The 24,618-nt window shown below is 45.1% G+C and carries 27 protein-coding genes; 18 read left to right on the top strand and 9 right to left on the bottom strand.

What is annotated here, in order from left to right:
• Positions 1-157 precede the first annotated feature (157 nt).
• From AB4180_RS01320 to AB4180_RS01300, 5 genes are all read left to right on the top strand, one after another.
• Complete coding sequence (locus AB4180_RS01320) at positions 158-736, top strand: aminodeoxychorismate/anthranilate synthase component II (RefSeq protein ID WP_009848915.1); 579 nt, start codon at positions 158-160, stop codon at positions 734-736.
• A gap of 464 nt (positions 737-1,200) precedes the next feature.
• Positions 1,201-2,412, top strand: coding sequence for an aspartate aminotransferase family protein (locus AB4180_RS01315; protein WP_009848916.1), 1,212 nt, complete (start codon positions 1,201-1,203; stop codon positions 2,410-2,412).
• A 107-nt stretch (positions 2,413-2,519) separates the two neighbouring features.
• Positions 2,520-3,539, top strand: coding sequence for an arginine N-succinyltransferase (astA, locus tag AB4180_RS01310; protein ID WP_029223756.1), 1,020 nt, complete (start codon positions 2,520-2,522; stop codon positions 3,537-3,539).
• 39 nt (positions 3,540-3,578) lie between these two features.
• Positions 3,579-5,036 carry a succinylglutamate-semialdehyde dehydrogenase gene (gene astD, locus AB4180_RS01305; protein WP_012604932.1) on the top strand — a complete coding sequence of 486 codons (1,458 nt, stop codon included), beginning with the start codon at positions 3,579-3,581 and terminating at the stop codon, positions 5,034-5,036.
• Positions 5,037-5,234: 198 nt separating this feature from the next.
• Positions 5,235-6,026: a DUF1338 domain-containing protein gene (locus tag AB4180_RS01300; protein ID WP_017096559.1), complete on the top strand. Its 792-nt coding sequence runs from the start codon at positions 5,235-5,237 to the stop codon at positions 6,024-6,026.
• A gap of 184 nt (positions 6,027-6,210) precedes the next feature.
• Here the strand turns inward: AB4180_RS01300 and crp are convergent, their stop codons facing one another.
• From crp to AB4180_RS01270, 6 genes are all read right to left on the bottom strand, one after another.
• Complete coding sequence (gene crp, locus AB4180_RS01295; protein ID WP_004729651.1) at positions 6,211-6,843, bottom strand: cAMP-activated global transcriptional regulator CRP; 633 nt, start codon at positions 6,841-6,843, stop codon at positions 6,211-6,213.
• A gap of 241 nt (positions 6,844-7,084) precedes the next feature.
• A complete protein-coding gene (locus AB4180_RS01290; RefSeq protein ID WP_012604929.1) occupies positions 7,085-7,954 on the bottom strand; it encodes a phosphoribulokinase in 870 nt (289 codons plus the stop codon).
• A gap of 77 nt (positions 7,955-8,031) precedes the next feature.
• Positions 8,032-8,244 (bottom strand): YheU family protein, encoded by a 213-nt coding sequence (locus AB4180_RS01285; RefSeq protein WP_010435208.1) that lies wholly within the window; start codon positions 8,242-8,244, stop codon positions 8,032-8,034.
• A gap of 95 nt (positions 8,245-8,339) precedes the next feature.
• Positions 8,340-9,332, bottom strand: a complete 993-nt coding sequence (locus tag AB4180_RS01280) for a hydrolase (protein ID WP_012604928.1) — start codon at positions 9,330-9,332, stop codon at positions 8,340-8,342.
• 278 nt (positions 9,333-9,610) lie between these two features.
• Positions 9,611-10,081, bottom strand: a complete 471-nt coding sequence (locus tag AB4180_RS01275; RefSeq protein WP_009848923.1) for a TIGR02444 family protein — start codon at positions 10,079-10,081, stop codon at positions 9,611-9,613.
• Complete coding sequence (locus tag AB4180_RS01270; RefSeq protein WP_017096560.1) at positions 10,078-12,000, bottom strand: ABC transporter ATP-binding protein; 1,923 nt, start codon at positions 11,998-12,000, stop codon at positions 10,078-10,080. Before AB4180_RS01270 ends, AB4180_RS01275 begins: the two co-directional genes overlap by 4 nt.
• Before the next feature lie 174 nt (positions 12,001-12,174).
• On the opposite strand from AB4180_RS01270, the gene kefG reads away from it, so the two are divergent.
• The 5 genes from kefG to AB4180_RS01245 all read left to right on the top strand — a co-directional run bounded on the left by kefG (position 12,175) and on the right by AB4180_RS01245 (position 16,805).
• Positions 12,175-12,759 carry a glutathione-regulated potassium-efflux system ancillary protein KefG gene (gene kefG / locus AB4180_RS01265; RefSeq protein ID WP_017096561.1) on the top strand — a complete coding sequence of 195 codons (585 nt, stop codon included), beginning with the start codon at positions 12,175-12,177 and terminating at the stop codon, positions 12,757-12,759.
• Positions 12,746-14,542, top strand: a complete 1,797-nt coding sequence (kefB, locus tag AB4180_RS01260) for a glutathione-regulated potassium-efflux system protein KefB (RefSeq protein ID WP_029223757.1) — start codon at positions 12,746-12,748, stop codon at positions 14,540-14,542. The genes kefG and kefB overlap by 14 nt, the downstream gene beginning before the upstream one ends.
• Before the next feature lie 176 nt (positions 14,543-14,718).
• On the top strand, positions 14,719-14,919 hold the full coding sequence (locus AB4180_RS01255; protein WP_009848927.1) for a YheV family putative zinc ribbon protein: 201 nt from the start codon (positions 14,719-14,721) through the stop codon (positions 14,917-14,919).
• Between the two features lie 94 nt (positions 14,920-15,013).
• Complete coding sequence (gene slyD / locus AB4180_RS01250) at positions 15,014-15,604, top strand: peptidylprolyl isomerase (RefSeq protein ID WP_017096564.1); 591 nt, start codon at positions 15,014-15,016, stop codon at positions 15,602-15,604.
• Positions 15,605-15,839: 235 nt separating this feature from the next.
• Entirely contained in the window at positions 15,840-16,805 is a 966-nt protein-coding gene (locus tag AB4180_RS01245; protein ID WP_017096565.1) for an isoaspartyl peptidase/L-asparaginase family protein, read from the top strand.
• A 182-nt stretch (positions 16,806-16,987) separates the two neighbouring features.
• Here the strand turns inward: AB4180_RS01245 and AB4180_RS01240 are convergent, their stop codons facing one another.
• Together AB4180_RS01240 and AB4180_RS01235 are read right to left on the bottom strand one after the other, a co-directional pair.
• Positions 16,988-17,215: a SlyX family protein gene (locus AB4180_RS01240; protein ID WP_009848930.1), complete on the bottom strand. Its 228-nt coding sequence runs from the start codon at positions 17,213-17,215 to the stop codon at positions 16,988-16,990.
• Between the two features lie 5 nt (positions 17,216-17,220).
• Positions 17,221-18,198 (bottom strand): WD40 repeat domain-containing protein, encoded by a 978-nt coding sequence (locus AB4180_RS01235; RefSeq protein WP_102250584.1) that lies wholly within the window; start codon positions 18,196-18,198, stop codon positions 17,221-17,223.
• Between the two features lie 131 nt (positions 18,199-18,329).
• On the opposite strand from AB4180_RS01235, the gene fkpA reads away from it, so the two are divergent.
• The 8 genes from fkpA to fusA all read left to right on the top strand — a co-directional run bounded on the left by fkpA (position 18,330) and on the right by fusA (position 24,451).
• On the top strand, positions 18,330-19,106 hold the full coding sequence (gene fkpA / locus AB4180_RS01230; RefSeq protein WP_009848932.1) for an FKBP-type peptidyl-prolyl cis-trans isomerase: 777 nt from the start codon (positions 18,330-18,332) through the stop codon (positions 19,104-19,106).
• Positions 19,107-19,311: 205 nt separating this feature from the next.
• A complete protein-coding gene (locus tag AB4180_RS01225; protein ID WP_012604921.1) occupies positions 19,312-20,037 on the top strand; it encodes a transcriptional regulator in 726 nt (241 codons plus the stop codon).
• Entirely contained in the window at positions 20,031-20,420 is a 390-nt protein-coding gene (gene tusD, locus AB4180_RS01220; RefSeq protein WP_009848934.1) for a sulfurtransferase complex subunit TusD, read from the top strand. Before AB4180_RS01225 ends, tusD begins: the two co-directional genes overlap by 7 nt.
• Positions 20,417-20,773 (top strand): sulfurtransferase complex subunit TusC, encoded by a 357-nt coding sequence (tusC, locus tag AB4180_RS01215; RefSeq protein ID WP_017096568.1) that lies wholly within the window; start codon positions 20,417-20,419, stop codon positions 20,771-20,773. The genes tusD and tusC overlap by 4 nt, the downstream gene beginning before the upstream one ends.
• 8 nt (positions 20,774-20,781) lie before the next feature.
• The gene (gene tusB / locus AB4180_RS01210; RefSeq protein ID WP_009848936.1) at positions 20,782-21,057 is read left to right on the top strand and encodes a sulfurtransferase complex subunit TusB; all 276 of its coding nucleotides are present in this window, start codon (positions 20,782-20,784) and stop codon (positions 21,055-21,057) included.
• 181 nt (positions 21,058-21,238) lie between these two features.
• Complete coding sequence (gene rpsL / locus AB4180_RS01205) at positions 21,239-21,613, top strand: 30S ribosomal protein S12 (protein ID WP_012604917.1); 375 nt, start codon at positions 21,239-21,241, stop codon at positions 21,611-21,613.
• Between the two features lie 104 nt (positions 21,614-21,717).
• Entirely contained in the window at positions 21,718-22,188 is a 471-nt protein-coding gene (gene rpsG / locus AB4180_RS01200) for a 30S ribosomal protein S7 (RefSeq protein WP_012604916.1), read from the top strand.
• 166 nt (positions 22,189-22,354) lie between these two features.
• The gene (gene fusA, locus AB4180_RS01195; RefSeq protein WP_012604915.1) at positions 22,355-24,451 is read left to right on the top strand and encodes an elongation factor G; all 2,097 of its coding nucleotides are present in this window, start codon (positions 22,355-22,357) and stop codon (positions 24,449-24,451) included.
• On the opposite strand, the gene AB4180_RS01190 is transcribed toward fusA, so the two are convergent.
• The coding region (locus AB4180_RS01190; protein WP_206747607.1) for a hypothetical protein at positions 24,432-24,618 on the bottom strand (187 nt) is incomplete at its 5' end. The two genes, fusA and AB4180_RS01190, sit on opposite strands and share 20 nt — an antisense overlap.

Here is a 24,618-nt window from a genome sequence, read left to right as displayed (position 1 = left end):
CAGATAACTTAGCGCTATCTGTAAACAATTAAGGTCAACTTAGGTTGGCCTTAATTATTGGCTAAATGCAGTTTCCACTTGCCTTTCGCCATGGGTATTGCACAATACCGCCCCTATATCTCCCAATCCTTTAGTATTTAGCAAACGATTTCGACCCATGTTACTTATCATCGATAACTACGACTCTTTTACCTATAACTTGTATCAGTATTTCTGTGAGTTAGGGGTAACTGTAAAAGTTGTTCGCAACGATGAGATTGATATTGCAGGCATCGAAGCGCTAAATCCTAGCCATCTTGTTATCTCGCCGGGTCCATGTACGCCCGATGATGCGGGAATTTCGCTACAGGTCATTGAACACTTCGTGGGTAAACTGCCGATCTTAGGTGTGTGTCTTGGTCATCAAGCCATTGCTCAAGTGTTTGGTGGTGAAGTGGTGAGAGCCAGACAAGTGATGCACGGTAAAACCTCTCCAATACGCCACAATGGTAAGAGCGTTTTTCAAGGGCTTAATAACCCTCTAACTGTGACTCGTTACCACTCTTTAGTGGTGAAAAACGGCACATTACCAGACTGTTTTGAGCTGACCTCTTGGACTGAATTTGAAGATGGTAGCATGGATGAGATCATGGGTTATCAACACAAAACCTTGCCGATTGATGCCGTCCAATTTCACCCAGAATCGATTAAAACAGAGCAAGGACACCAGCTTCTCGCTAACTTCCTAGCACGCTGAGTGTTTAAATTTGACCCTTTCTTCGTCTAAATAAGCCAGTTAAACGTATTCCATTACCCGTTAAGCGTTTAAATTCGGGCGTTACGCGTCTTCATCCCTCTGACGCCGATCACTTTTTATAACATTTCTCCCTCGTCAGGCTAAGTTTTTAGCCTATGCAAAATTATTCGCGTTATTTCGTCTCGAACCCAATATACCGCAATGCCAGTAAGGCTTTGCTGTTGCTGATTATACGTTTAGGTAAAAAAAGCTTCATAAAACAGATTAATTGATGCATAAATAGTCATAGGTAGTGACGTTTAGCTGGTTGCAAGGGATGGCTAAAGAATAATCTACTATTGAAAAGGTTAATTAAATGTAAATATAATGCTGCAGCGGGATTATGGCGAGACAAAATATCTTTGTCTTACTTATGAACCATTACGCTTATTTGCGAAGCTTGCGGTATCGAGAAGGAATGTACGATGACAGTGGAAAATAAAGTAGAACGTAGTCTGTTTAATGAGGTGATGGTGCCTTGTTATAACCCAATGGAAATGATCCCAGTAAAAGGGGAAGGCGCACGCGTTTGGGACCAACAAGGCCGAGAGTATATCGACTTTGCTGGTGGTATCGCTGTGAGCTGTTTGGGTCACTGTCACCCAGCAATGGTTAACGCAGTTACTGAGCAAGCAAACAAGATTTGGCATTTAAGTAACGTAATGACCAACGAACCTGCACTACGTCTAGCGAAGAAGTTAACAGACGTATGTTTTGCAGAAAAAGTATTCTTTGCCAACTCTGGTGCTGAAGCGAACGAAGCCGCATTGAAGCTAGCTCGTCGTTGGGCAGCGGATGTTCACGGTCCTGAGAAATCTGAAATCATTGCATTCAAACAAGGTTTCCACGGTCGTACTTTCTTTACTGTAACTGTGGGTGGTCAAGAGGCTTACTCTGATGGCTTCGGTCCTAAACCGGGCGATGTAACTCACCTGCCTTACAACGATATTGCCGCGCTAGAAGCGCACATCTCAGATCGCACATGTGCAATCATGATGGAACCTCTGCAAGGCGAGGGCGGTATCATCTCTCCAACATCTGAGTTCGTGAACACGGTTCGTGAACTGTGTGACAAACACAATGCGCTGCTTATCTTTGATGAAGTGCAAACAGGTAATGGCCGTACCGGTAACTTTTACGCTTACCAAGGTCTAGGTGTAACACCTGACATCCTAAGCACAGCGAAATCACTAGGTGGCGGTTTCCCTATCGGTGCAATGCTAACAACGTCTGAACTTGCAACACACCTAAAAGTCGGTACGCACGGTTCTACTTACGGTGGTAACCCACTGGCGTGTGCCGTTGCTGAAGCCGTTGTTGACGTAGTAAGCCAACCTGAAACGTTGGCTGGCGTGAAAGAACGCGAAGCACTATTCCGTGATGGTTTAGCTAAGATTAACGACAAATACCAAATATTCAGTGAAGTTCGCGGTAAAGGCCTATTGCTAGGCGCTGCGCTTAATGAAGCATGGCAAGGTCGTGCTCGTGATGTACTAGTAGCAGCAGGTGAACAAGGCTTGATGGTACTGGTTGCGGGTGCAAACGTGGTTCGTTTCACACCATCACTGGTTATCACTACACAAGAAATTGAAGAAGGTTTATCAAAACTAGACAAAGCCATCGCTACGCTAGTTTAGCCTGAGCGGCGTCATAGGAATGATCGCCATTAGAGCGATCCCATGACGTACTGCTAAAGGCCCAAGATTCTCGTTTTGGGCCTGTTTTGCATCTGGAGGGAATATTGATGCTAGTTGTTCGCCCAATAAAATTATCTGATTACGATGCGTTGCATACCTGCGCGGTTGAATCTGGTCACGGATTCACATCTCTTCCGGTTAACGAAGAACTGTTAACCAACCGTATTACTCACTCTGAATACAGCTTTGCTAAACAAGACGTGACTGAACCTGGTGATGAAGGCTACCTAATGGTTGGCTTTGATACCGAAACCGGAGAAGTCGCAGGTACCACAGGTATCGAAGCCTCAATTGGCTGGGATGTTCCGTTTTACTCTTACCACATCAGCAAAGTGGTGCACTCATCGCAAAAGCTTGGCGTGAATAACGTCGTGAAGCTACTGACTTTCGGTAATAACTACACCGGATGCAGTGAGATCTGCACACTGTTCTTGCGTCCAACTTTCCGTGGTGGATTGAATGGTCGTTTGATGTCGAAGTGTCGCTTCCTAATCATGTCTGAACACCCAGAGCGTTTCTCGAAAACGATTTTTGCTGAGATGCGTGGTGTATCGGATGCGGAAGGTAACTCACCTTTCTGGCAATGGCTGCAAGAGCACTTCTTCTCAATTGATTTCACGCTTGCAGATTACCTAACTGGTATCGGTAAGAAAGGCTTCATTGCTGACCTAATGCCAAAGCTGCCTATCTACGTGAACCTACTGAGCAAAGAAGCTCAGGCGGTGATTGGAGAGGTACATGATAATACACGCCCAGCACTTAAGTTGTTGGAACGTGAAGGTTTCACTAACCGTGGTTATGTTGACATCTTTGATGCAGGCCCAACGGTTGAGTGTGATCTAAGAAATATTGAATCAGTGCGTCATGCGATTCGAGCTCAGGTGAAAATTGCAGAGCACTCCAGCTCTAAAGACTTCCTAATTGGTAATACCTCATTTGAGAACTTCCGCGCAGTAGCCGCGAAAGGCGCGTATGACCAAGCAAGCGACACAGTGATTTTATCATCTGAAGTAGCAAGCGCTCTTGAAGTAAAAGAAGGCGAATTCGTTCGCATGTTGGCTCAATAAGAGCGGCGATTATCTGTCGAAGATTTTAAGGATAGAAGTATGACTCAGTGGATAGCAGGACAGTGGGTGGCAGGTCAAGGCGACGCCATGACATCAGTAAGCCCATACAACAATGAAGTCGTGTGGCAAGGCGATAGTGCAACACCAGCGCAGGTTGAATCTGCAGTAGCAGCGGCTCGTGATGCGTTCTTAGTTTGGAAGAAACTGAGCTTTGCAGAGCGTGAAGCCATCGTGTTGAACTTTGCTGAGAAAGTAAAAGAGAACAGCGAAGAGATAGCACAGATTATTGCAAAAGAGACGGGTAAACCGATTTGGGAAACTCGTACTGAAGCGGGCGCGATGGCGGGCAAGATCGCTATCTCTATTCGTGCATATCACGAACGTACTGGTGAAGCTTCACGTGAAGCGGCAGGTAACCAAATCGTACTGCGTCATCGTCCATTAGGCGTTATGGCGGTATTTGGCCCTTACAACTTCCCAGGTCATCTGCCTAATGGTCATATTGTTCCAGCACTGCTATCGGGTAATACCGTGGTATTTAAGCCGTCAGAGCAGACACCTTGGACTGGTGAGTTTGCGATGAAGCTATGGCAAGAAGCTGGCCTTCCTGCTGGCGTGATCAACCTAGTGCAAGGCGCTAAAGAGACAGGTATCGCACTAGCCGATGCTAAAGGTCTTGATGGCGTGCTATTCACGGGCAGTGCTAATACCGGTCATATCCTTCACCGTCAATTCGCAGGTCAACCGGGCAAGATGCTGGCGCTAGAGATGGGTGGCAACAACCCGATGGTGATCAGTGACCAATTTGGTGATGCTGACGCGACGGTTTATACCATTATCCAATCGGCTTTCATCAGTGCGGGTCAACGTTGTACATGTGCGCGTCGTTTGTATGTTCCTGTTGGCGAGAAGGGTGATCAACTGCTCGATAAGCTCGTTGCGGCTACCTTGAAGATTCGTGTTGATCAGCCATTCGCTGAACCTGCACCTTTCATGGGACCACAAATCTCCGAAGCTGCGGCTAAGTTCATTCTGGACGCGCAAGCTAATCTGCAATCACTCGGTGGTGTAAGCCTAGTTGAAGCAAAAGCGGGCGAAGCGGCGTTTGTTTCTCCGGGGATTATCGATGCAACCAACATTGCTGAGTTGCCAGATGAAGAGTACTTCGGTCCATTGCTGCAAGTGGTTCGTTACCAATCGCTCGAGCAAGCGGTTGAGCTAGCTAACGACACTCGTTTTGGTTTGTCTGCGGGTCTTGTATCAACAGATGATTCTGAATGGGAATACTTCGTTGATCATATCCGTGCGGGTATTGTTAACCGTAACCGTCAGCTAACAGGCGCAAGTGGTGATGCACCATTTGGTGGCCCGGGTGCTTCGGGCAACCTACGCCCAAGTGCTTACTATGCAGCGGACTATTGTGCTTACCCTATGGCTTCAATGGAAGGTGGCGAAACTCAACTGCCAGCGACATTTAGCCCAGGTATTGAGCTGTAGTTTTAGGCTCATTCGTTAAGCTTGAAATAGGGAGGTGGTGTTATCGCTTCCCTGTTCCACCACGTCCGACACCTAGATTGGGCGGTAGATAATAATAGAACAAGTATGTCACAGGCTGATGGCTGCTGACTCTATGTCCAGCCTCTCCCTTTCTAATCCAAATTACTAGCTTGCTAGAACCTCTGACAAGGAGTCACCATGACGCCCGATCTACTCTTTAAATCACTATGGAATGATTACATTCACAGGCTTTGTCCATCGGCTGAGAAAGTGCATCACTTGCTGAAAGAAGATGAAGCTCTGATTAATGATCACATTGCACTGCGTACTTTCAATGTTGCACCGCTAGGTATTGAAACATTGGCTAAACCTTTCCTTGAATTAGGTTACAAGGCGTGTGGCGATTACTTATTTGAGAGCAAGAAGCTAGTGGCTAAGCACTACGAGCACCCAGATCCAAACCAACCAAAAGTGTTCATTAGTGAGTTGAAGGTAGAAGAGTGTTCAAGTGACCTGCAACAGATCGTTGCTAAGTTGGTTGAGCAAGTTGACGCAAGTAAGCTTCAAGGTCATGAATTCTTGTTTGGTGGTCGTCTTTGGGATTTGAATTTCGCAGATTTCCAAGTACTAGCAAAAGAGAGTGAATATGCTTCTTGGCTCGCAGCTCATGGCTACGGTGCAAACCACTTTACGGTGAGTGTGAACCAGTTAAATAAGTTCCATGAAGTGCAGGCCGTGAATGACTATCTGAATGAGTCGGGATTCACTATCAATGCGTCAGGTGGTGAGGTGAAAGGCTCTCCAGAGGTCTTATTAGAGCAATCATCAACCATGGCAGACAAAGTCCCAGTTTCATTTGTTGAAGGCAATGAGATGATTCCTGGAGGCTTCTATGAGTTTGCTAAGCGTTATGCGGTGGCCAATGGTGAGCTTTATACCGGATTTGTTGCGGCATCAGCTGACAAGATCTTTGAAAGCACCAACGGTTAAAGAAAGATACGAGCACGGGCTTTGCCCTAGAGGTGCGGGTACGCTTCGCTTCGAGATACTTTAGAATAGTGAAGTCCGATTTCTAACTTTGCTTCCCGCATCTGTTCTCTAGATATTTAGAAAACAAAAAAGCCACCAAATTCGCATTTGGTGGCTTTCAAATTTTTGGCTCAGTTAATCGAGATTAACGAGTGCCGTATACCACGATAGTCTTACCGTGTGCAGAAATTAGGTTCTGCTCTTCTAGCATCTTCAAGATACGACCTACGGTCTCACGAGAACAACCAACAATCTGGCCAATCTCTTGACGAGTGATCTTGATTTGCATGCCGTCAGGGTGAGTCATTGCATCTGGCTGTTTTGCTAGGTTTAGTAGCGTTTGAGCGATACGACCTGTTACGTCAAGGAACGCTAAGTCACCAACCTTTTGGCTAGTTACTTGTAGACGGTTTGCCATTTGCGCTGAAAGACGCATTAGAATATCTGGGTTCACTTGGATAAGTTGACGGAATTTCTTGAAAGAAATCTCAGCCACTTCACAAGGAGATTTTGCACGAACCCATGCAGTACGCTCTTGGTCTTCTTCGAACAAGCCAAGCTCACCGATGAAGTCGCCTTGGTTTAGGTAAGAAAGAATCATTTCCTTACCTTCTTCGTCTTTGATAAGAACTGCCACAGAACCTTTAACGATGTAGTACAAGGTTTCTGCCTTTTCACCAGCATGAATCAAAGTACTTTTTGAAGGGTACTTATGAATATGACAGTGTGAAAGGAACCACTCTAATGTTGGATCGGTTTGGGGTTTACCTAGAACCATAATATCTTACTTCCTCTGCAGGGTATGCTTGCCGCTTTCCATATTTTAGCTAAGCCTGAATTGACCTAGCTAGGATAAGAGCACTCGTTGAGTGCTGCAAGCTATCTTGTGTTTCGTTTAAGAATAGTATCCTTTTTCAGGTACTATTTCTTGATTTTAATCGTGACCAAGCTACGATTTTTTACGCAAAATTGTGCACATGATCACGGTATGAAAAGTAATCAACCAGAATGTTGTTTTGTTAGCCTATTTTCCCGGTTTCTATAAGTTGTTGCAGGATCGGCCTTACAATGAGCTCCATAGCAAAACTCATCTTGCCTCCTGGCACCACAAGCGTGTTATGACGTGACATAAATGAGCCATCAATCATAGCCAACAGGTAAGGGAAATCGACGTTTTTGATGCCGCGCAAACGTATAACCACGAAGCTTTCGTCTAAACTTGGGATCCCTTTTGCATTCAGTGGATTTGATGTATCTACGGTAGGGACACGCTGAAAGTTGATATGAGTACGCGAAAACTGCGGGGTAATGTAGTTAAGGTAATCATCCATTGAGCGAACAATAGAATCCATCACCGCTTCGCGAGAGTGACCACGATCGCGTGTGTCACGAACGAATTTCTGGATCCACTCCAAGTTTACGATAGGTACCATGCCGATAAGCAGATCGACGTGTTGAGAAACATTGATGTCACCATCGACTACGCCACCGTGAAGACCTTCGTAGAACATCACATCCGAGTTTTCAGGGATCTCTTGCCATGGCGTAAAGGTGCCGGGCATTTGATTGTAAGGCACGGCTTCATCGAAGGTATGCAGATAGCTACGGACTTTTCCCGTGCCTTCATTGCCGTATTGACGGAAGAAATCTTCTAATGCACCAAAATCGTTAGCTTGTGGACCAAAGTAGCTGATGTGCTTACCTTGCTCGCGCGCCTTACGGATCTCGACATCCATCTCTGGTCGAGTGAAGCGATGGAAACTATCCCCTTCAACCCAAGCTGCCTTCACGTCCATCATATTGAACATTTTTCGGAAGGCTTCTGAGGTAGTGGTGGTGCCGGCTCCAGATGAACCTGTCACCGCAATAATTGGATGTTTAGCGGACATGACAACCCTTGTCTTTTGAGTAACTTACTTGTTAGCAATCGTTTACCACTATAACACGGCTCCTTTATGAGCGCAGCTTAGAAGCGTTTTGTGACTTGAATATCAACGGTTTCATGCAGTTCAGAAAACACGATACTCACTTCTCCTGAGGCTAATTGATGTTTCACTTGGTCAATTTTGTTTTGCAGTGAAACTTCTACGTCACCATAGTCTGTACCTTCACGCAGTACGAATTCTTTGATGAGGTTTTCCAGTGTCTCTGGCGCAATGTCTTGCCACGGGATGATCATAAATACTTCTCTCTTTTATGTTCATGGATAGGTTTATTGTTGTAGAAATGAGTGAGCTTAGTAATATTTTTACTGCTATTTACTAAGGCTCGTCATTATGCCGAATCTTGTAGACTTTCATAGTAGGCGGGTAATGCTTCTTCTAACCAAAATCTTGGCTTGAGTGTGCTGCCGGTAATGAACCCCACATGACCGCCTTTTTGAAACAGTCGATAATCGATGTTATCAGGCAGAACGAACTTTGGAATCACATCATCGGTCATGAAAGGATCGTCCTTGGCATGAATGATCTGAGTTGGTAGTTTGATCTTCTTGAGTTTAGGCAGTGCGGAGCATTGCGCATAATAATCTTGGGCATTTTTGAACCCATGCAGAGGCGCCGTGATTTGTTCATCAAACTCATACAGTTTGGTGATCTTCTTAATGGTTTCCGCAGTGACCCCCAGCTTTTCCTGTAGCAGGTTAACTTTTTTCAAGGCGTTTGATTTTAGAGAGTTGAGTAGATACTTCTTATAGAGCTTGGAGAAGCCCTGCTCAATGCGACTAGAACAACAAGCCAAGTCAAATGGAGCAGATACTATGGTCGCCGCCGACAGCAATGGGTCGTCTGCATACTCAGCCAAATAATTCGCCAGCATGTTACCCCCCAAAGAGATACCAACTGCAACTTTGGGGTTGTTGGGGAACTGCGCGTGCAGATGCCTTAGGAAAAAGCGCGCATCTTCGACTTCACCTGAATGGTATGCACGAGCCAAGCGATTTGGTTTTCCGCTGCAACCTCTAAAGTGCATCATCACTGATAGCCAACCATCTTTAGCAAATGCATTCATCAGCCCGTTGGCGTAAGGGCTCTCAAAGCTCCCTTCTAATCCGTGGAATAGAACGAATATTGGCTTGTTACTTTTATCATCATTGCTTGGTGTGTCACCGTCTGGCGATTCACTCCATGCAAGGTCTAGGAAATCGCCGTCGGGAGTTTCTAAGGTCTGCCATTGAGGAGCAAACAACGCCTGCTTTCTAATAAATCTTGGCACTAAGGTTTGTAAATGTGGATTCGATAGGCCAGCGGCAGCGGTAAATATTGTCATAAAAACAGTCCATGCTTCTTTTATGGGCTTTGATAAAGTGTTGAGCTTTTAGCGAAACGCCCACGTTTTTATTTGAGCTTGGTTGATTCTTAGCATAAGCGCAAGGGTTTCACTGATATGATCGACCAAAACAGGTGATGGGTAACTGGTTGAATAATATCAAGGTTGGGCGTATTAAAGACTCCCCCCCAAATGTTTTTTAGTCAGCATGCGATCATGGTAACGAGCGAGCGCAGTTAAGCTTGGAGCTTGATTGAATAAAAGGAAAAGGAAATGCGTTAGGGCTGTGGTGCTGGTTCAGAAAAAGCGTCGTAGAGGTTTTCCGCCCCTAATAAACGACAGTACTGTAAAGCGAGCGGTGATTGTTGGTTCGCTGTAAGTTGAAGAGACTTAATGCAGTCGACGAGATCGGACTGTTGTTGCTTTTCAAGCTGCAGCTCAAATTGTAAGGCTTCACGGTAGAGTGAATCAACAACGTGTGCTTTGAGGTGTTTACGCAGCTCTCGATAACTATGAAGCAAGGTTTCAGAGCGACTTAAGCATTGTTGCACCTTGTGCCACTCCTCCTCAGCGAAAGAGAGTTGCTGCTCATCAAGCCATTTGAGAAGCAGCAGTAGATTGACGTTGCCATGGAATTGGTTTTGCAAAGCTAAGCACGCATCCTTAACACCGCGCACACTGTAATACTGAAGGCTAAATTGCCATAGTCGTTCCAGTGTTAGTGATATTGGTGCGTGCTCTGGGCTCATAAGCTATCCATATCCAGTTCCATCTGCTCAAGCTCTTCTTGAGTGGACATCCAATCCATTTCAACTTCTTCTAGCTGTGACTTACTGCTCGCTTGTAGAGCGAGTACTTTATTCAGTTTAGCCTTATTTTCAGCTTCATACAGTGAAGTATCGGATAATTCTTGCTCGGCTTCTTCAAGAGCCAACGTTAATTTATCCATCTGCTTTTCAAATTGAGTCAGCTTTTTACGAATGGGTGCCGTCAGTTTTCTGAACTCTGCTTCTTTACGTTTCTGATCTTTTTTTGCTGCAGCACTGTTGGCGCCATCTTTTGCTGGTGCCAATGCTTGTGCTTCTTTGCGCTCAACTTTCTGTTGTTCGGTTAGCCACTTGTAGTAATCGCTAAGGTCACCATCAAACGGTGCAACTTGACGGTCGTGTACAAGGTATAAATCATCAGTAGTGGCACGAAGTAGGTAGCGGTCATGCGATACGATAACCATCGCGCCTTCAAACGTCTGTAATGCAAACGTTAGTGCCTGACGCATATCGAGATCCAAGTGGTTGGTTGGTTCATCGAGTAGCAACAGGTTCGGCTTTTGCCATACCAGTAGCGCTAATACTAAACGCGCTTTTTCACCTCCCGAGAATGGCGCCACCTTGTCGAGTGCTTTTTCACCTTGGAAGCCAAAGCTACCTAGGTAGTCACGCAGTTGTTGCTCGGTGTGTTTTGGCGCAATCTGCATCATGTGTTGAAGTGGTGTCTCTTCAGGGTGCAGAGTCTCTAATTGGTGCTGTGCAAAGTAACCCATTTTAACGCCTTGCGAATAGCTCAGCTCACCACCTTGCTGTTTCAGTTCGCCAGAAAGCAGTTTAATCAGCGTTGATTTACCAGCACCATTTCGACCAAGTAGACCAATACGGCTGCCCGGCACTAGGTTCAAGCGAATCTTCTCTAGAATCAGATTGTCATCGTAACCCGCCGATACCTCGTCCATCATCATGATTGGGTTTGGTAGTGCGTCTGGTTCTCTAAATTCAAAGCTGAAAGGGTTATCAAACTGAGCGGGCAGTACTTGTTCCATTTTCTCTAGCGCTTTAATACGGCTTTGCGCTTGGCGAGCTTTTGAAGCTTTATAACGGAAACGGTCAATGTAGCTCTGCATGTGCGACATTTGTTTCTGCTGCTTTTGGTACATCGCTTGTTGCAGAATTAGCTTTTGCGCTCGTTGGGTTTCGAACGACGAGTAGTTACCGGTGTATTCATTGAGCAGTTGATTTTCAACATGCACGATGCGGTTGACGATAGGATCCAAGAAGTCCCTATCGTGTGAGATAAGAACGAGTGTGCCTGGGTAGTTTTGTAACCAGCGCTCTAGCCACATTACAGCGTCTAAATCCAAGTGGTTGGTTGGCTCATCGAGTAACAGTAGGTCACTGCGACACAGTAGGGCTTGCGCTAGGTTCAAACGCATACGCCAACCCCCTGAAAATTGAGTCAGGTTCCATGTCATTTGTTCTTGGCGAAAGCCCAGGCCGTCTAACAGCTCAGCCGCGCGTGCTTTGATGCTATAACCACCAATGGTTTCAATCTTGCCATGGATCTCTGCGACTAATGTGCCGTTGTCGGCTTGTTCGGCTTTCTCAAGTTGATCTTCAAGGCCACGGTATTCACGGTCGCCATCAATCACGTATTCAATTGCTGTTCTTTCTAATGCAGGTGTTTCTTGAGCAACCCAAGCCATTTCCCAATGGGCTGGTTTACTGAATGAGCCAGCATCAATAGACAGTTCGTCCTTAATTAGGGCGAACAGCGTAGATTTACCACAGCCATTCTTACCAACCAAACCGATCTTGTCGCCAGGGTGAAAAGTCGCAGATGCTTGGTCGAGGAGTGGCTTACCGCCGCGTAGCAATTGAATATCAGAGAAAGTAATCATAATTGAAATAGCATAGAAATTAGAGGTGAACAGACGCCTGCATAGTAGGCTGAAACCAGATAAAAGTCGATCACAATGCAATTTGCGTTATGATGCCAATAACATATTAGTAACTTTTGCTTAAATTCTTGTGGCCTTGCCACCGTTTAGCCTTCAAAGGAATGTTTCAAAGGAATGAGTAATACTCCCTCGACAGACAACCCCGTGCCAAAGGTGCTGGTCATCTATGCGCACCCAGAGCCGCAAACCTCTATCGCTAACCAGATCATGGTTAAAAAGATAGAGTCGCTTGGGAATGTCAAAGTCCACGATCTCTACGCCATCTATCCTGACTTCTTTATTGATGTGCCTTCTGAGCATGCATTGCTGCTTGAATTTGATGTGATCGTGTTCCAACACCCTTTGTTTATGTATTCCTGCCCATCACTGCTTAAAGAGTGGTTTGACCGAGTATTAGGCAAGGGTTTTGCGTTTGGTGAGCAAAGTGCGCTTAAAGGTAAACACTGGCGCAGTGTGATTACTACCGGTGGTAAAGAAGAGGCGTTTGGTGCCGCAGGCTATAATAAATATCCATTACAAGAGATTTTGCAACCATTCGAGCTAACGGCTGCTTTGTGTCAGATGCACTGGATATCCCCTTTGGTTTTACACTGGGCACGAAATGTCACCGATATGACGCGTTACCAACACGCAGAAGCGTATCGAAATTGGTTGCGAGACCCGCTACAAGATATAGGAGCGAATGATGGCTCTGACTAACGATTTTCTACAAAGTAGCGTTATATTTTTAGCAGCTGCTGTAGTTGCGGTTCCTATCGCACAGCGCGCTGGATTAGGGTCGGTACTCGGTTACTTATTAGCGGGTGTGGCGATTGGCCCATGGGGGCTTGGTTTAATCAGTGATGTAGAGGCGATTCTACACTTCTCCGAATTCGGGGTGGTACTGCTGCTCTTCTTGATTGGTCTCGAACTTAATCCGAAAAAACTGTGGCAGATGCGAGCCCCCATTCTAGGACTCGGTGGCGCGCAAGTGCTGATCACCACTCTGATTATTACCGCCATCGCGTGTATGTTTGGTTTAACTTGGCAAACTAGCTTAGTCATCGGCATGGGTTTAGCTTTGTCTTCGACCGCTATTGCGTTGCGTGTTATTGAAGAGCGAGAGCTTGGTGGCAAAGAAGCAGGGCAGTCAGGCTTTGCGGTATTACTTTTCCAAGATATTGCCGTAATCCCTATGTTGGCGATGCTGCCTTTGCTTGCTGGCAATACGGGCGGCAGTTGGGCTGACATGTTGTGGATGCTAGGCGGTGTGATTGGCTTGCTTGTCGGTGGTCACTTCTTGTTGAGACCACTGTTCCGATATGTAGTCATGAGCGGTGTGCGTGAGTTGTTCACGGTAGCAGCGCTGTTATTGGTGATTGGTATTGCCGTCATCATGCAGCAGATTGGTTTGTCGATGGCATTAGGTACTTTCTTGGCGGGCGTACTTCTGGCTGAAAGTGAATATCGACACGAGTTAGAAATTGCGATTGACCCATTCAAAGGGTTACTGCTTGGTCTGTTCTTTATCTCTGTGGGTATGGCAGTAAACCTAGGTTTATTGGCAGAAAGCCCATTCGCAATACTTATCGCAGTGTCGTCTCTGGTCATATTGAAAGGTTTGGTGCTGTATGCGCTGGCTCGTATCTTCGGCACTCAAGCTAAAGCGCGCAGCCGAATGGCGATGATTCTCAGCCAAGGTGGTGAGTTTGCCTTCGTAATTTTTACCGCTGCGAGTGCACAAGGCATCTTAAGTGGCGAACAGGTGTCGTTCTTACTGGTGGTAGTGAGCCTGTCTATGGTGACCACGCCGCTGATGCTTAAGCTGCAAGACCGATTCTTTGCTCGTCAGCTGAACCAAATCAGCGAAAGTGCGATGTCTTCGGATGTGGTTGATCGTAGCCCTCGAGTGATCATTGCAGGCTTTGGTCGTTTCGGTCAGATCATTGGTCGTCTGATGTATGCCAACAAGATTCGTATCACCGTCCTTGAAAGTGATGCCAGCCAAATACATATCCTTAGGAAGTTCGGCTACAAGGTGTTTTACGGTGACTCGACTCATCTTGAATTATTACGCGCAGCCGGAGCTGATAAAGCGGAAGCGATCGTGTTGTGTACCGACTCTCCAGACGAAATCATGAAAACTGTCGACTTGTGTAAGCAGCATTTCCCACAGTTAAAGATTTTAGCGCGTGCTCGAAGCCGTGTTGAAGCGTATCAATTACTTAACCACGGTGTGAGCAACTACTCGCGTGAAACCTTCCTTGGTGCTCTGGATTTAGGTCGTCAAACATTGACTGAACTTGGCATGCATCCATATAAAGCGAAGCGAGCAGAAGCACACTTTAGGAAACTGGATAATGGTATGCTGAAAGAGTTGCTGCCTCAGCATAACGAAGATGCCGAGTTAGCCCAAAGAGCGAAAGAGGCTCGCAAAGAGCTTGAAGAGATTTTTGGACACGAGATGGAAAACGATCACCAATCTCGAAACTATTGGCAGTAGCTTGAAGTGATAACTAATGCTTGAGCTTAGAAATGAAGCTTGGGCATAGACATATAGCTTGAGCTCTAGAAATAAAAGTCTAGATAACTGATCTAATAATAAACGTGGTCTCTGCTTTGTCTTTAATAGAGCTAGAGCGGAAGAACTGCGAATCCAGAGTAGTAAAGGATATCAACGTGAAACAGAAAAAACGCTTTATCGCAGGGGCGAGCTGCCCAAGCTGCAAGACTCAAGACACACTCCGCTGGTGGATTGAAAATAATATCGAGCTGGTGGAATGTGTCGATTGTGACTTCACAGAACAGCGTAAACCGAAAACTGTAGAGAAATCTGAACACGCGAATCAAGAAATGATCGGTATTTTTAAGCCTGAGTGATTGAGTTTCGTCAATTGATCCCCATAATATCCGGGTACAGAATTTTTCCTAAGCTCAACTGTTCGAGCTTAGTCCAAACCTCCTTGGAGCTCTCATGAAAATTGAAAAGAACGTAGTAGTTAGTGTTGCATATCAAGTGAAACTTGAAGATGGCGTAGTAGTTGATCAATCAATTGCAGAAGCTCCACTAGATTACCTTCACGGTCACAACAACCTAATTACAGGTCTTGAAAAAGAGCTTGAAGGCAAAGTCGCTGGCGACAAGTTCTCAGCAACTGTTACTCCAGAAGACGCTTACGGCGAGCACAACGATGACCTAGTTCAACGTGTTCCTGCAGACGTATTCCAAGGTGTTGAGCAAATCGAAGTTGGCATGCGTTTCCTAGCGGATACTGACCAAGGTCCAATCCCAGTTGAAGTTACTGAAGTAGATGGCGACGAAGTTGTTGTTGACGGTAACCACATGCTAGCTGGCCAAACTCTAACGTTTGACGTTGAAGTTGTAGCGGTTCGTGAAGCGACTGAAGAAGAAGTTCAACACGGTCACGTACACCAAGAAGGCGGCTGTGGCGGTCACGACCACGATCATGATCACGAAGGTGGTTGCTGTGGTGGCGAAGGCCATGACCATGCTGAAGAGAAAAAAGACGGCTGCTGCGGCGGCGGTAGCTGTGGTTCTCACTAATACCGAATTAACGGTTTAGTTTAAGAATATTGAAAGCCTCCCTTGTGGAGGTTTTTTTCGTTTAGGGTGCTAGCTTTTTGAGCTGGCTTTCCGTCTACCAAACTAATTGTCTGCAAATCTTAGTGTCCGCAAATCTAAGCGTTCGTAAATAGTTTGGTTTTCGCTATCAGACATCAAACCATGGATGTGGTATTGATAGCACAACATTATAAGTCGACGTCAGTGGAGAGTTTGTATGTCACAGCCTTTTTCAATTGCCATTCATGGTGGTGCAGGCACCATCTTACGAGAGCAAATGAGTGATGAATTAAAAACGGGTATTACCGAGGCTTTGGAAAAATCGGTTTTGGCTGGCTATCAAGTATTACAGTCGGGTGGCGATGCGCTAGATGCAGTGGTTGCTTCAGTTAAGGTGATGGAAGACAGTCCCCACTTTAATGCAGGTAAAGGTTCAGTTCTAACTCATGATGAATTTGTTGAGATGGATGCTTCTGTGATGCACGGTCGTGAAATGGATGCGGGGGCTATTGCCGGTGTCCGCCATATCAAAAATCCAATTGAGCTTGCGCGTGATGTGATGCTTAAAAGCGACCATGTGCTACTGATTGGTGAAGGCGCCGAGAAGTTTGCGTTTGAGTATGACCATACTTTCACCGAGCAAGATTACTTCTTTACTGAGCGTCGTTATGACCAACTTCAGTCGATGAAAGAGAAAGGTATTTTTGCTTTGTCTGAAGCGAAATATGATGAAGAGCAAGCTGATAAATATCCAGATGATAAAAAGTACGGCACGGTTGGCGCGGTCGCATTAGACCAAGCCGGAAACTTAGCAGCCGCAACCAGCACTGGTGGCGTAACCAATAAAAAATACGGTCGTGTGGGAGATTCTCCAATCATCGGTGCAGGCACTGTTGCTGAAAATGGCAATGTGGCCGTTTCAACAACAGGTATGGGGGAGTTCTTCCTTAGAAAGATGGTTGCCAGTGATGTGGCGGCACGAATGCGTTATCTCAAGGAAGATGTGCATACGGCTTGTGAAACGATAATTCAAGGTGAATTGAAAACCATGGGTGGTGAAGGAGGCTTGATTGCTATCGATGGACAAGGTGATATTCATTTCGGTATGAACAGTTCAGGAATGTACCGTGCGAGTGTTGATACTAATGGCTGCGTGGAAGTAAAAATTTATGCCGATGACTAAGTTTGTATTGGCTTAACTGACTTTAGTTGAATTAGCGCAGATTAAACAAACAAAAGGGCGACAGATAAGTATCTGTCGCCCTTTTGGTTTTCTATGTCCCGTCCTGAAATGTGTTTACACATTGAGGACGAAAAACTAACGATATGCGTCACTAGAACTAATTCGTTATCTTTAAAGCGCACTTAATAGTGTGGAGGGGGCGTCTCTTCTGATGCGTCAGCGAGGTTTGAGCCATCCATATTTTTTACTTTGCCAACCACGAACTTCATCTGGTCTTGCATTCTCGTGATCAACATCTGTTGTTGGCTAAGCGCTTCATTAAGTTCTTCAATGGTTTGCTCTTGGAAAGCCAACTGACATTCTAGGTCATTCACGCGGCTTTCTAATTGTTCAACTCGCTTTTCTGTCATCGTTCTTAATCCACATTCCAAGCTTGGGCAATGCCCGCAGAGGTGCCCGATATCACACGGTTCTTATCATCAAAGGCTGCATCATACACTACCGCACGAGGAGGGCGAGCATCTTTTAATGGCTCGGCGTCGTGGCGAGAAATGCGTTTGCCATCTTGAGTATTCCACACGCTCACTTGGCTAGATGGCGTACCTGTTACCAACATACTGCCGTCATCAGAAAAGCGAACACTGGAGAAAATTAGCTGTCGAGACCAGCTCTGCAATTGAGCTTGAGGTTCACCTGTCTCAAGATCCCAGATCATCGCTTGATTCCCTCCATCGGAGGTAAAAGCTAGCTCTCCATCTCGTTGTAAGGCAACTCGTACGACTCTTTGTTCGTGCTCGAATGTACGCAATACCAAGCCTGATTCGGTATCCCAAAGGTAAGCTTTATAGTCGTTACCGCCTGATAATGCGTAGCGCCCATTCGAAGATAGGGAGACGGAATTAACTTTTTCTCGGTGAGCGAGGAACTCCAGACGGCGTCCGGTGACTAAGTCCACATAGATAGCTTTGCCATTAGATAGGCCCAGCAGTACTTTTTCACCGTTGCTAGAGATATCAACATCGCGAATTAAGCCATCGGAAATCGACCATAGCCCTTCAGCTTGTGTCCAAGATAAGTCCCAAACGGCGAAATTCATCTGACTGGCGGTAATGGCAAAGCGACCATTGTCAGAGATGCGAATACGCGATACTTGATTTTCGGATTGATCTTGTGGACCAAGCTGAGCCAGTTCTTTGTTCTGGGCAAGATCCCAAAGGAGCAGCTGTTTTTGCTGCGAGTAGAGCAGCGCGAAGCGTCCACCTCTACTTAGGGCAAAGCTGGTGGCGCCGTTGGGTTCAATTTCCCAGCGTTGGTCATCATCTTGGAAGAAAAAGCAGCCATTTAACAAGGTGATGACAATCGTACATAGCAATGAGTGGAAAAATATTCGCATCACATCCAATAATCCGGTTTGTGTCGAAAGACATATGACTAGTATATTGTTATAACTAACGTATTCACACCAATCTAATCATTAGATTTGTGCACAATAACCAATGGCTTGGCCATTAATTGGAGAATTCAATGAAATCAGTTTTAAAAGTATCACTGCTTGCCGCAACGGTTATGCTAGCAGTTGGTTGTCAGAAAGAAGAACCAAAGGCAGAAGCTCCACAGGTAGAAGAAGTTAAAGTTGCAGCAGTAAACTTTAAAACAGAAGATGACAAAGCGGCATACGCAATCGGTGTATCTTTCGCTAACTACTTAAGCACAAGCATTGATAAGCCAAGCGAGCTAGGTATTAACCTAGACAAAGCGATGGTTCTTCAAGGTATCGAAGACGTATTCGCAGAGAAGACGGCACTTAACGAAGAAGAGACTCGTGCAGCTCTTGAAGCTCTAGACAAGCGTGTTGCTGAAACGATGCAAGCACAAGCGGCAGAAAAGTCTGCAGAAGTGAAGAAAGCGGGTGATGACTTCCGCGCTGAGTTCGCTAAAACTGAAGGCGTTAAGCAAACTGAATCTGGTCTACTTTACCAAGTAATGACGGCTGGTGAAGGCGCTTCTCCAAAAGACACTGATACGGTTCAAGTACACTACAAAGGTACGCTAACAGACGGTACTCAGTTCGACAGCTCTTACGATCGTGGCGAACCAGCAACATTCCCACTAAACCGCGTAATCCCAGGTTGGACTGAAGGTGTACAACTGATGCAAGTGGGTTCTAAGTACAAGTTCGTTATCCCGCCAGAGCTAGCATACGGTGAGCAAGATACACCGACTATCCCAGCTAACTCAACGCTAGTATTCGAAGTAGAACTACTAAACATCGATAACGCTGAAGCAGCTCCTGCACAATAATATCGATTAAAAGCCTCGTACTAAAATACGTTGATTGAATCAAAAGCCTAACTTTAAGTTAGGCTTTTTTTATGACTTGAATATGAGTATTTGATTTTTAAACTTGTTCTAAATCACTAGTTGCAATGTTAGCTAGGTGTGCAATTAAAATTTTCTGATAAACTTACATAAATTTGTTGATTTTTCACACGAAGGTAAGGAATAAGTGACTACTACAGAAACAGTCAATGCGGACATGTTACTCGAAATGGAATCAGTCCATGTCATGCCATTCAGTGAACACGATAAAATTATCCTAAGATCTTATGAGGCCGTAGTTGATGGTATTGCGAGTCTGATCGGTCCGTTTTGTGAAATCGTTTTACACTCTTTAGAAGACCTCAATACTTCAGCGATTAAAATTGCCAATGGTGAAAATACAGGCCGTCAGGTTGGTTCGCCAATCACCGATCTTGCATTGAAGATGTTGAAAGATATTGAAGGTTCTAAGCGTAACTTCTCTCGTTCATATTTTACTCGCGCTAAAGGCGGGGTACTAATGAAGTCGATCACGGTTGCTATCCGCAATGGTGAAGACCGAGTGATTGGCTTACTGTGTATTAACGTGAACTTAGATGCGCCATTCTCACAAGTGCTGCAATCTTTCATGCCTACGCAAGACGCGGACGAAGCTGCGTCATCTGTTAACTTTGCTAGTGATGTTGAAGAACTTGTCGATCAAACGGTTGAACGCACGATTGAAGAAATCAATGCAGACAAATCTGTATCGAACAACACCAAAAATCGCCAAATCGTGATGGAGCTATACGACAAAGGTATTTTCGACATCAAAGACGCGATTAACCGCGTTGCTGAGCGATTGAATATCTCTAAGCACACAGTGTACTTGTACATCCGTCAACGTAAAACAGAGGATGAAGAGGGTTGTTAAGCTATACACTCTTAGTTAATGGACCCGTTTACGGGTCACAATCCGCAAGAAGTGCTTATCAGTTTGCTGTGGCTCTATTGAAACAGGGCCACAAACTTCACAGTGTGTTCTTCTATCAAGACGGCGTCAGTAATGGCTCTGGCATTACTGTGCCGGCTAATGATGAATTTGACTTAGCTGCCGCTTGGCAAAAACTGGCGGACGAGCACAATGTTAGCCTAGAGACATGTGTTGCTGCTGCGCTAAGGCGTGGAGTTATCAGCACTGAAGAAGCGGCGCAACATCAATTAATTGCCTCTAACTTGGCGACAGGGTTTACCCAAGCAGGCTTAGGGAGTTTATCTGAAGCACTTCTGACGCAAGATAGGGTTGTCCAGTTTTGAGCACATTAGCATTTATATTTAACAGCTTTCCTCATACAACGGCTGCAGGTAGGGAAGGGCTAGACGCATTGTTAGCGGCTTCAGCTTACAGTGAAGACATCAGCGTATTCTTTGTCGGTGATGGCGTTACACAGCTTCTCAAAGCGCAACAGCCTGATGAATCCTTATCACGTGACTATATTTCTGCATTCAAGCTTATGGACCTCTACGACATCGAGCAGGTTTACGTGTGTCAACATAGCCTCAATCAGTTTGGTCTCTCGACTGATAACTTACTGATCGATGTGACTGCGCTAGAAATGAATGAGTTGACGCAGAAGTTAGCTCAGAGCCAAAAAATACTGACTTTCTAGGGAACGTTATGCTTCATATTGTAAAATCAGTAGACAAACTCAAGCTTGCATTGATGTACTCGCAACAAAAGGACCATATCCTTTTGGTTGAAGATGCGGTGTATGTTTGCCTTCCAAATCATGAGTTATTCAATCAAATCTCCACCGTTAAACATGTGTCGGTATTAAAAACAGATCTTTATAGTCGAGGTTTACAACAACTTGCTTCAAGCACCCTGGATCAAGTGGACTTCGATGGATTCGTAAAACTGACTGTTTTGAACGACAAATCAGTCACTTGGTAGCTGCATTTTATCAGTGTGGTTAAAAAAAGACCATCCTGAGCTCTAGACGGCTAAAAAAGATCTGTATATTTCTTGACACACATCCCACTGCTGAATAGAATTTTGCGTCCCTATTTACACTATGTGTAATAGGGCTAGATTTTTCATCAAGCTTACTTTCAAGTAAATCAGGAGCTAGTTAATGGCAACTATTAACCAGTTGGTACGTACTCCTCGTGTAAAGCAGGTTGTTAAAAGCAACGTGCCTGCACTAGAAGCGTGCCCACAAAAACGTGGTGTATGTACTCGCGTATATACTACTACTCCAAAAAAACCGAACTCAGCACTACGTAAAGTATGTCGTGTTCGTCTAACTAACGGCTTTGAAGTTACTTCATACATCGGCGGCGAAGGTCATAACCTTCAAGAACACAGTGTTGTTCTTATCCGTGGTGGTCGTGTTAAAGATTTACCAGGTGTGCGTTACCACACTGTTCGCGGTGCACTTGACTGTGCAGGCGTTAACGACCGTAAGAAAGGTCGTTCTAAGTATGGTGTGAAACGTCCTAAGTCTTAATGCGTCTTTTTTTTAAAAGAAAGCGTTAAGTAAGGCCAAACACTATTTATTTATTATTCTGAAAAGTTTTGGAAAAAACCTGAAGAAGACAACGGAGAAATTCCATGCCACGTCGTCGCGTAATAGGCCAGCGTAAGATCCTTCCAGATCCTAAGTTCAAATCTGAGCTGCTGGCAAAATTCGTTAACATCCTTATGGTTGACGGAAAAAAATCTACTGCAGAGAAGATTGTTTACACTGCACTAGAAGTTATGGCTGAGAAATCTGGTAAAGATCACTTAGCTGTATTTGAAGAAGCTCTTGAAAATGTTCGTCCAGCGGTAGAAGTTAAATCTCGCCGTGTGGGTGGTTCAACTTACCAAGTACCTGTAGAAGTTCGTCCGGTTCGCCGTAACGCTCTTGCTATGCGTTGGGTAGTTGAAGCTGCGCGTAAGCGTGGTGAAAAATCTATGGCTCAACGCCTAGCTGCTGAAATGCTAGACGCGTCTGAGAACAAAGGTACTTCGGTTAAGAAACGTGAAGACGTTCACCGTATGGCTGACGCAAACAAAGCGTTCGCACATTACCGCTGGTAATACCTTTTTAGTGCTGCAAGTTTCCTTGCAGCACTTCTTTAGTTCCTATGCTTATGCTAGGAACTATTGCTATTTCTAGGGCAAGCACTTTTTAGCGAAGTATCGCTTTTAACGCATAATCTAGACATAGCAATAGTCCCTAAGTCCCTAATAAGAGGATTCAACCGTGGCTCGTAAAACTCCTATTGAGCAATACCGTAATATCGGTATCGTTGCTCACGTAGATGCAGGTAAAACAACCACAAGTGAACGTATTCTGTTCTATACCGGTCTTTCTCACAAAATCGGCGAAGTTCACGATGGTGCAGCAACCATGGATTGGATGGAGCAAGAGCAAGAGCGCGGTATTACGATCACTTCAGCAGCAACTACTACGTTTTGGCGTGGTATGGAAGCTCAGTACTCTGACCACCGTATTAATATCATCGACACTCCGGGGCACGTTGACTTCACAATCGAAGTAGAACGTTCTCTGCGTGTGCTTGATGGTGCAGTTGTTGTGTTCTGTGGCTCATCTGGTGTTGAACCTCAGTCAGAGACTGTATGGCGTCAAGCTGATAAGTACCAAGTTCCACGTATGGTTTTCGTTAATAAAATGGACCGTACAGGCGCAGACTTCTTGCGTGTAGTTGAACAGATCAAGGATCGCCTAGGCGCAACTCCTGTTCCAATTCAACTGAACATTGGTGCTGAAGAAAACTTCCAAGGCGTTGTCGATCTTATCAAGATGAAGGCGATTAACTGGAATGAAGCTGACCAAGGCATGACTTTCACGTACGAAGATATTCCTGCAGACATGCAAGAAATGGCTGAAGAATATCGTACAGAACTTGTTGAAGCTGCTGCAGAAGCAAATGAAGAGCTGATGGATAAGTACCTTGAAGAAGGTGAACTAACAGAAGCTGAAATCAAACAAGGTCTTCGTACTCGTACCCTTAATAATGAAATCGTACTTGCTACTTGTGGTAGTGCATTCAAAAACAAAGGTGTACAAGCTGTTCTAGATGCAGTTGTTGATTTTCTTCCTTCTCCAGTCGATGTACCTGCAATTAAAGGTATCGATGAAGACGAGAACGAAGCAGAGCGTCATGCAGACGACAAAGAACCGTTCTCAGCGCTAGCATTTAAAATTGCAACAGACCCATTTGTTGGTACTTTAACTTTCATCCGTGTTTACTCTGGTGTTGTTGAAAGCGGTAAAACAGCTTACAACTCTGTGAAGAAACAACGTGAACGTTTAGGGCGCATTGTTCAAATGCACTCAAACAAGCGTGAAGAAGTAAAAGAAGTACGAGCAGGTGACATCGCAGCCATTATCGGCCTTAAAGATGTTACTACTGGTGAAACTCTATGTGATCAGAACCATAAAATTGTTCTTGAACGTATGGAATTCCCAGATCCAGTTATTCAGATCGTTGTAGAGCCTCGCTCTCAAGCTGATCAAGATAAAATGACTATCGCGTTAGGTAAGCTAGCGGCAGAAGATCCATCGTTCCGTGTTGAAACGGATGACGAGACTGGCCAGACACTAATCTCTGGTATGGGTGAACTGCACTTAGATATCATCGTTGACCGCATGAAGCGTGAATTCAGTGTGAACTGCAACGTTGGTAATCCGCAAGTTGCTTATCGTGAAACCATTCGTGGTACAGCAAAAGCTGAAGGTAAATTTATCCGCGAACATGGTGGTAAAGGACAGTACGGTCACGTGTGGCTGAAACTGGAACCATCAGAAGCCGGTGAAGGCTTTGTCTTCGTAGATGAAATTGCCAATGGTATCGTGCCAAAAGAGTTCATTACCTCTGTCGCTAAAGGCGTTGAAGAGCAAATGAACAATGGTGTATTAGCGGGCTATCCAGTTTTGGATATCAAAGCTACACTATATGATGGTTCTTACCATGAAGTAGATTCAAGTGAGATGGCGTTTACAATCGCTGCCTCTATGGCTTTCAGAACAGGTGCACTAGAAGCGCAACCAGTTTTGCTTGAGCCTATGATGAAAGTTGAAGTAACTACTCCAGAAGACTGGATGGGTGACGTTGTTGGCGATATTAACCGTCGTCGCGGCATCATCGAAGGTATGGACGAGGGGACAGCTGGCCTGAAGATAATTCGTGCACAAGTTCCGTTGTCTGTCATGTTCGGTTACGCAACTGATTTACGTTCTGCGACACAAGGTCGTGCTTCTTACTCTATGGAGTTTAGTGAGTACGCTGAAGTGCCAAAAAATGTTGCTAATGCAATCATTGCAGAGCGTGGTTAAACAAAAGGGACGCATTTTTTTCATTTTTTGAAAGAACAATGCGTCCAAATATTGCGCTAACGAGAGTTGGCGCATAAAATAGCAATTTCTGGCGCGTCTCGCTCAATAATGAACGTGGCGAATCATAACTAGGAAGGAACACGATTGTGTCTAAAGAAAAATTTGAA

It is taken from the genome of Vibrio sp. 10N.286.49.C3 (genome assembly GCF_041469545.1).
GTDB lineage: Bacteria > Pseudomonadota > Gammaproteobacteria > Enterobacterales > Vibrionaceae > Vibrio > Vibrio tasmaniensis_A.
This window is presented reverse-complemented; position numbering and strand designations above follow the sequence as displayed.

Excerpts from the sequence above, each read along its gene's own strand:
- crp (WP_004729651.1), bottom strand. The coding sequence starts at position 6,843 with ATGGTTCTAGGTAAACCCCAAACCGATCCAACATTAGAGTGGTTCCTT.
- AB4180_RS01270 (WP_017096560.1), bottom strand. The coding sequence starts at position 12,000 with ATGATTACTTTCTCTGATATTCAATTGCTACGCGGCGGTAAGCCACTC.
- rpsL (WP_012604917.1), top strand. The coding sequence starts at position 21,239 with ATGGCAACTATTAACCAGTTGGTACGTACTCCTCGTGTAAAGCAGGTT.
- kefG (WP_017096561.1), top strand. The coding sequence starts at position 12,175 with ATGAGTAATACTCCCTCGACAGACAACCCCGTGCCAAAGGTGCTGGTC.
- AB4180_RS01320 (WP_009848915.1), top strand. The coding sequence starts at position 158 with ATGTTACTTATCATCGATAACTACGACTCTTTTACCTATAACTTGTAT.
- AB4180_RS01235 (WP_102250584.1), bottom strand. The coding sequence starts at position 18,198 with ATGCGAATATTTTTCCACTCATTGCTATGTACGATTGTCATCACCTTG.
- AB4180_RS01315 (WP_009848916.1), top strand. The coding sequence starts at position 1,201 with ATGACAGTGGAAAATAAAGTAGAACGTAGTCTGTTTAATGAGGTGATG.
- astD (WP_012604932.1), top strand. The coding sequence starts at position 3,579 with ATGACTCAGTGGATAGCAGGACAGTGGGTGGCAGGTCAAGGCGACGCC.
- kefB (WP_029223757.1), top strand. The coding sequence starts at position 12,746 with ATGGCTCTGACTAACGATTTTCTACAAAGTAGCGTTATATTTTTAGCA.
- slyD (WP_017096564.1), top strand. The coding sequence starts at position 15,014 with ATGAAAATTGAAAAGAACGTAGTAGTTAGTGTTGCATATCAAGTGAAA.
- AB4180_RS01290 (WP_012604929.1), bottom strand. The coding sequence starts at position 7,954 with ATGTCCGCTAAACATCCAATTATTGCGGTGACAGGTTCATCTGGAGCC.
- AB4180_RS01240 (WP_009848930.1), bottom strand. The coding sequence starts at position 17,215 with ATGACAGAAAAGCGAGTTGAACAATTAGAAAGCCGCGTGAATGACCTA.
- rpsG (WP_012604916.1), top strand. The coding sequence starts at position 21,718 with ATGCCACGTCGTCGCGTAATAGGCCAGCGTAAGATCCTTCCAGATCCT.
- AB4180_RS01300 (WP_017096559.1), top strand. The coding sequence starts at position 5,235 with ATGACGCCCGATCTACTCTTTAAATCACTATGGAATGATTACATTCAC.
- AB4180_RS01285 (WP_010435208.1), bottom strand. The coding sequence starts at position 8,244 with ATGATCATCCCGTGGCAAGACATTGCGCCAGAGACACTGGAAAACCTC.
- astA (WP_029223756.1), top strand. The coding sequence starts at position 2,520 with ATGCTAGTTGTTCGCCCAATAAAATTATCTGATTACGATGCGTTGCAT.
- AB4180_RS01275 (WP_009848923.1), bottom strand. The coding sequence starts at position 10,081 with ATGAGCCCAGAGCACGCACCAATATCACTAACACTGGAACGACTATGG.
- AB4180_RS01245 (WP_017096565.1), top strand. The coding sequence starts at position 15,840 with ATGTCACAGCCTTTTTCAATTGCCATTCATGGTGGTGCAGGCACCATC.
- tusB (WP_009848936.1), top strand. The coding sequence starts at position 20,782 with ATGCTTCATATTGTAAAATCAGTAGACAAACTCAAGCTTGCATTGATG.
- AB4180_RS01280 (WP_012604928.1), bottom strand. The coding sequence starts at position 9,332 with ATGACAATATTTACCGCTGCCGCTGGCCTATCGAATCCACATTTACAA.
- fkpA (WP_009848932.1), top strand. The coding sequence starts at position 18,330 with ATGAAATCAGTTTTAAAAGTATCACTGCTTGCCGCAACGGTTATGCTA.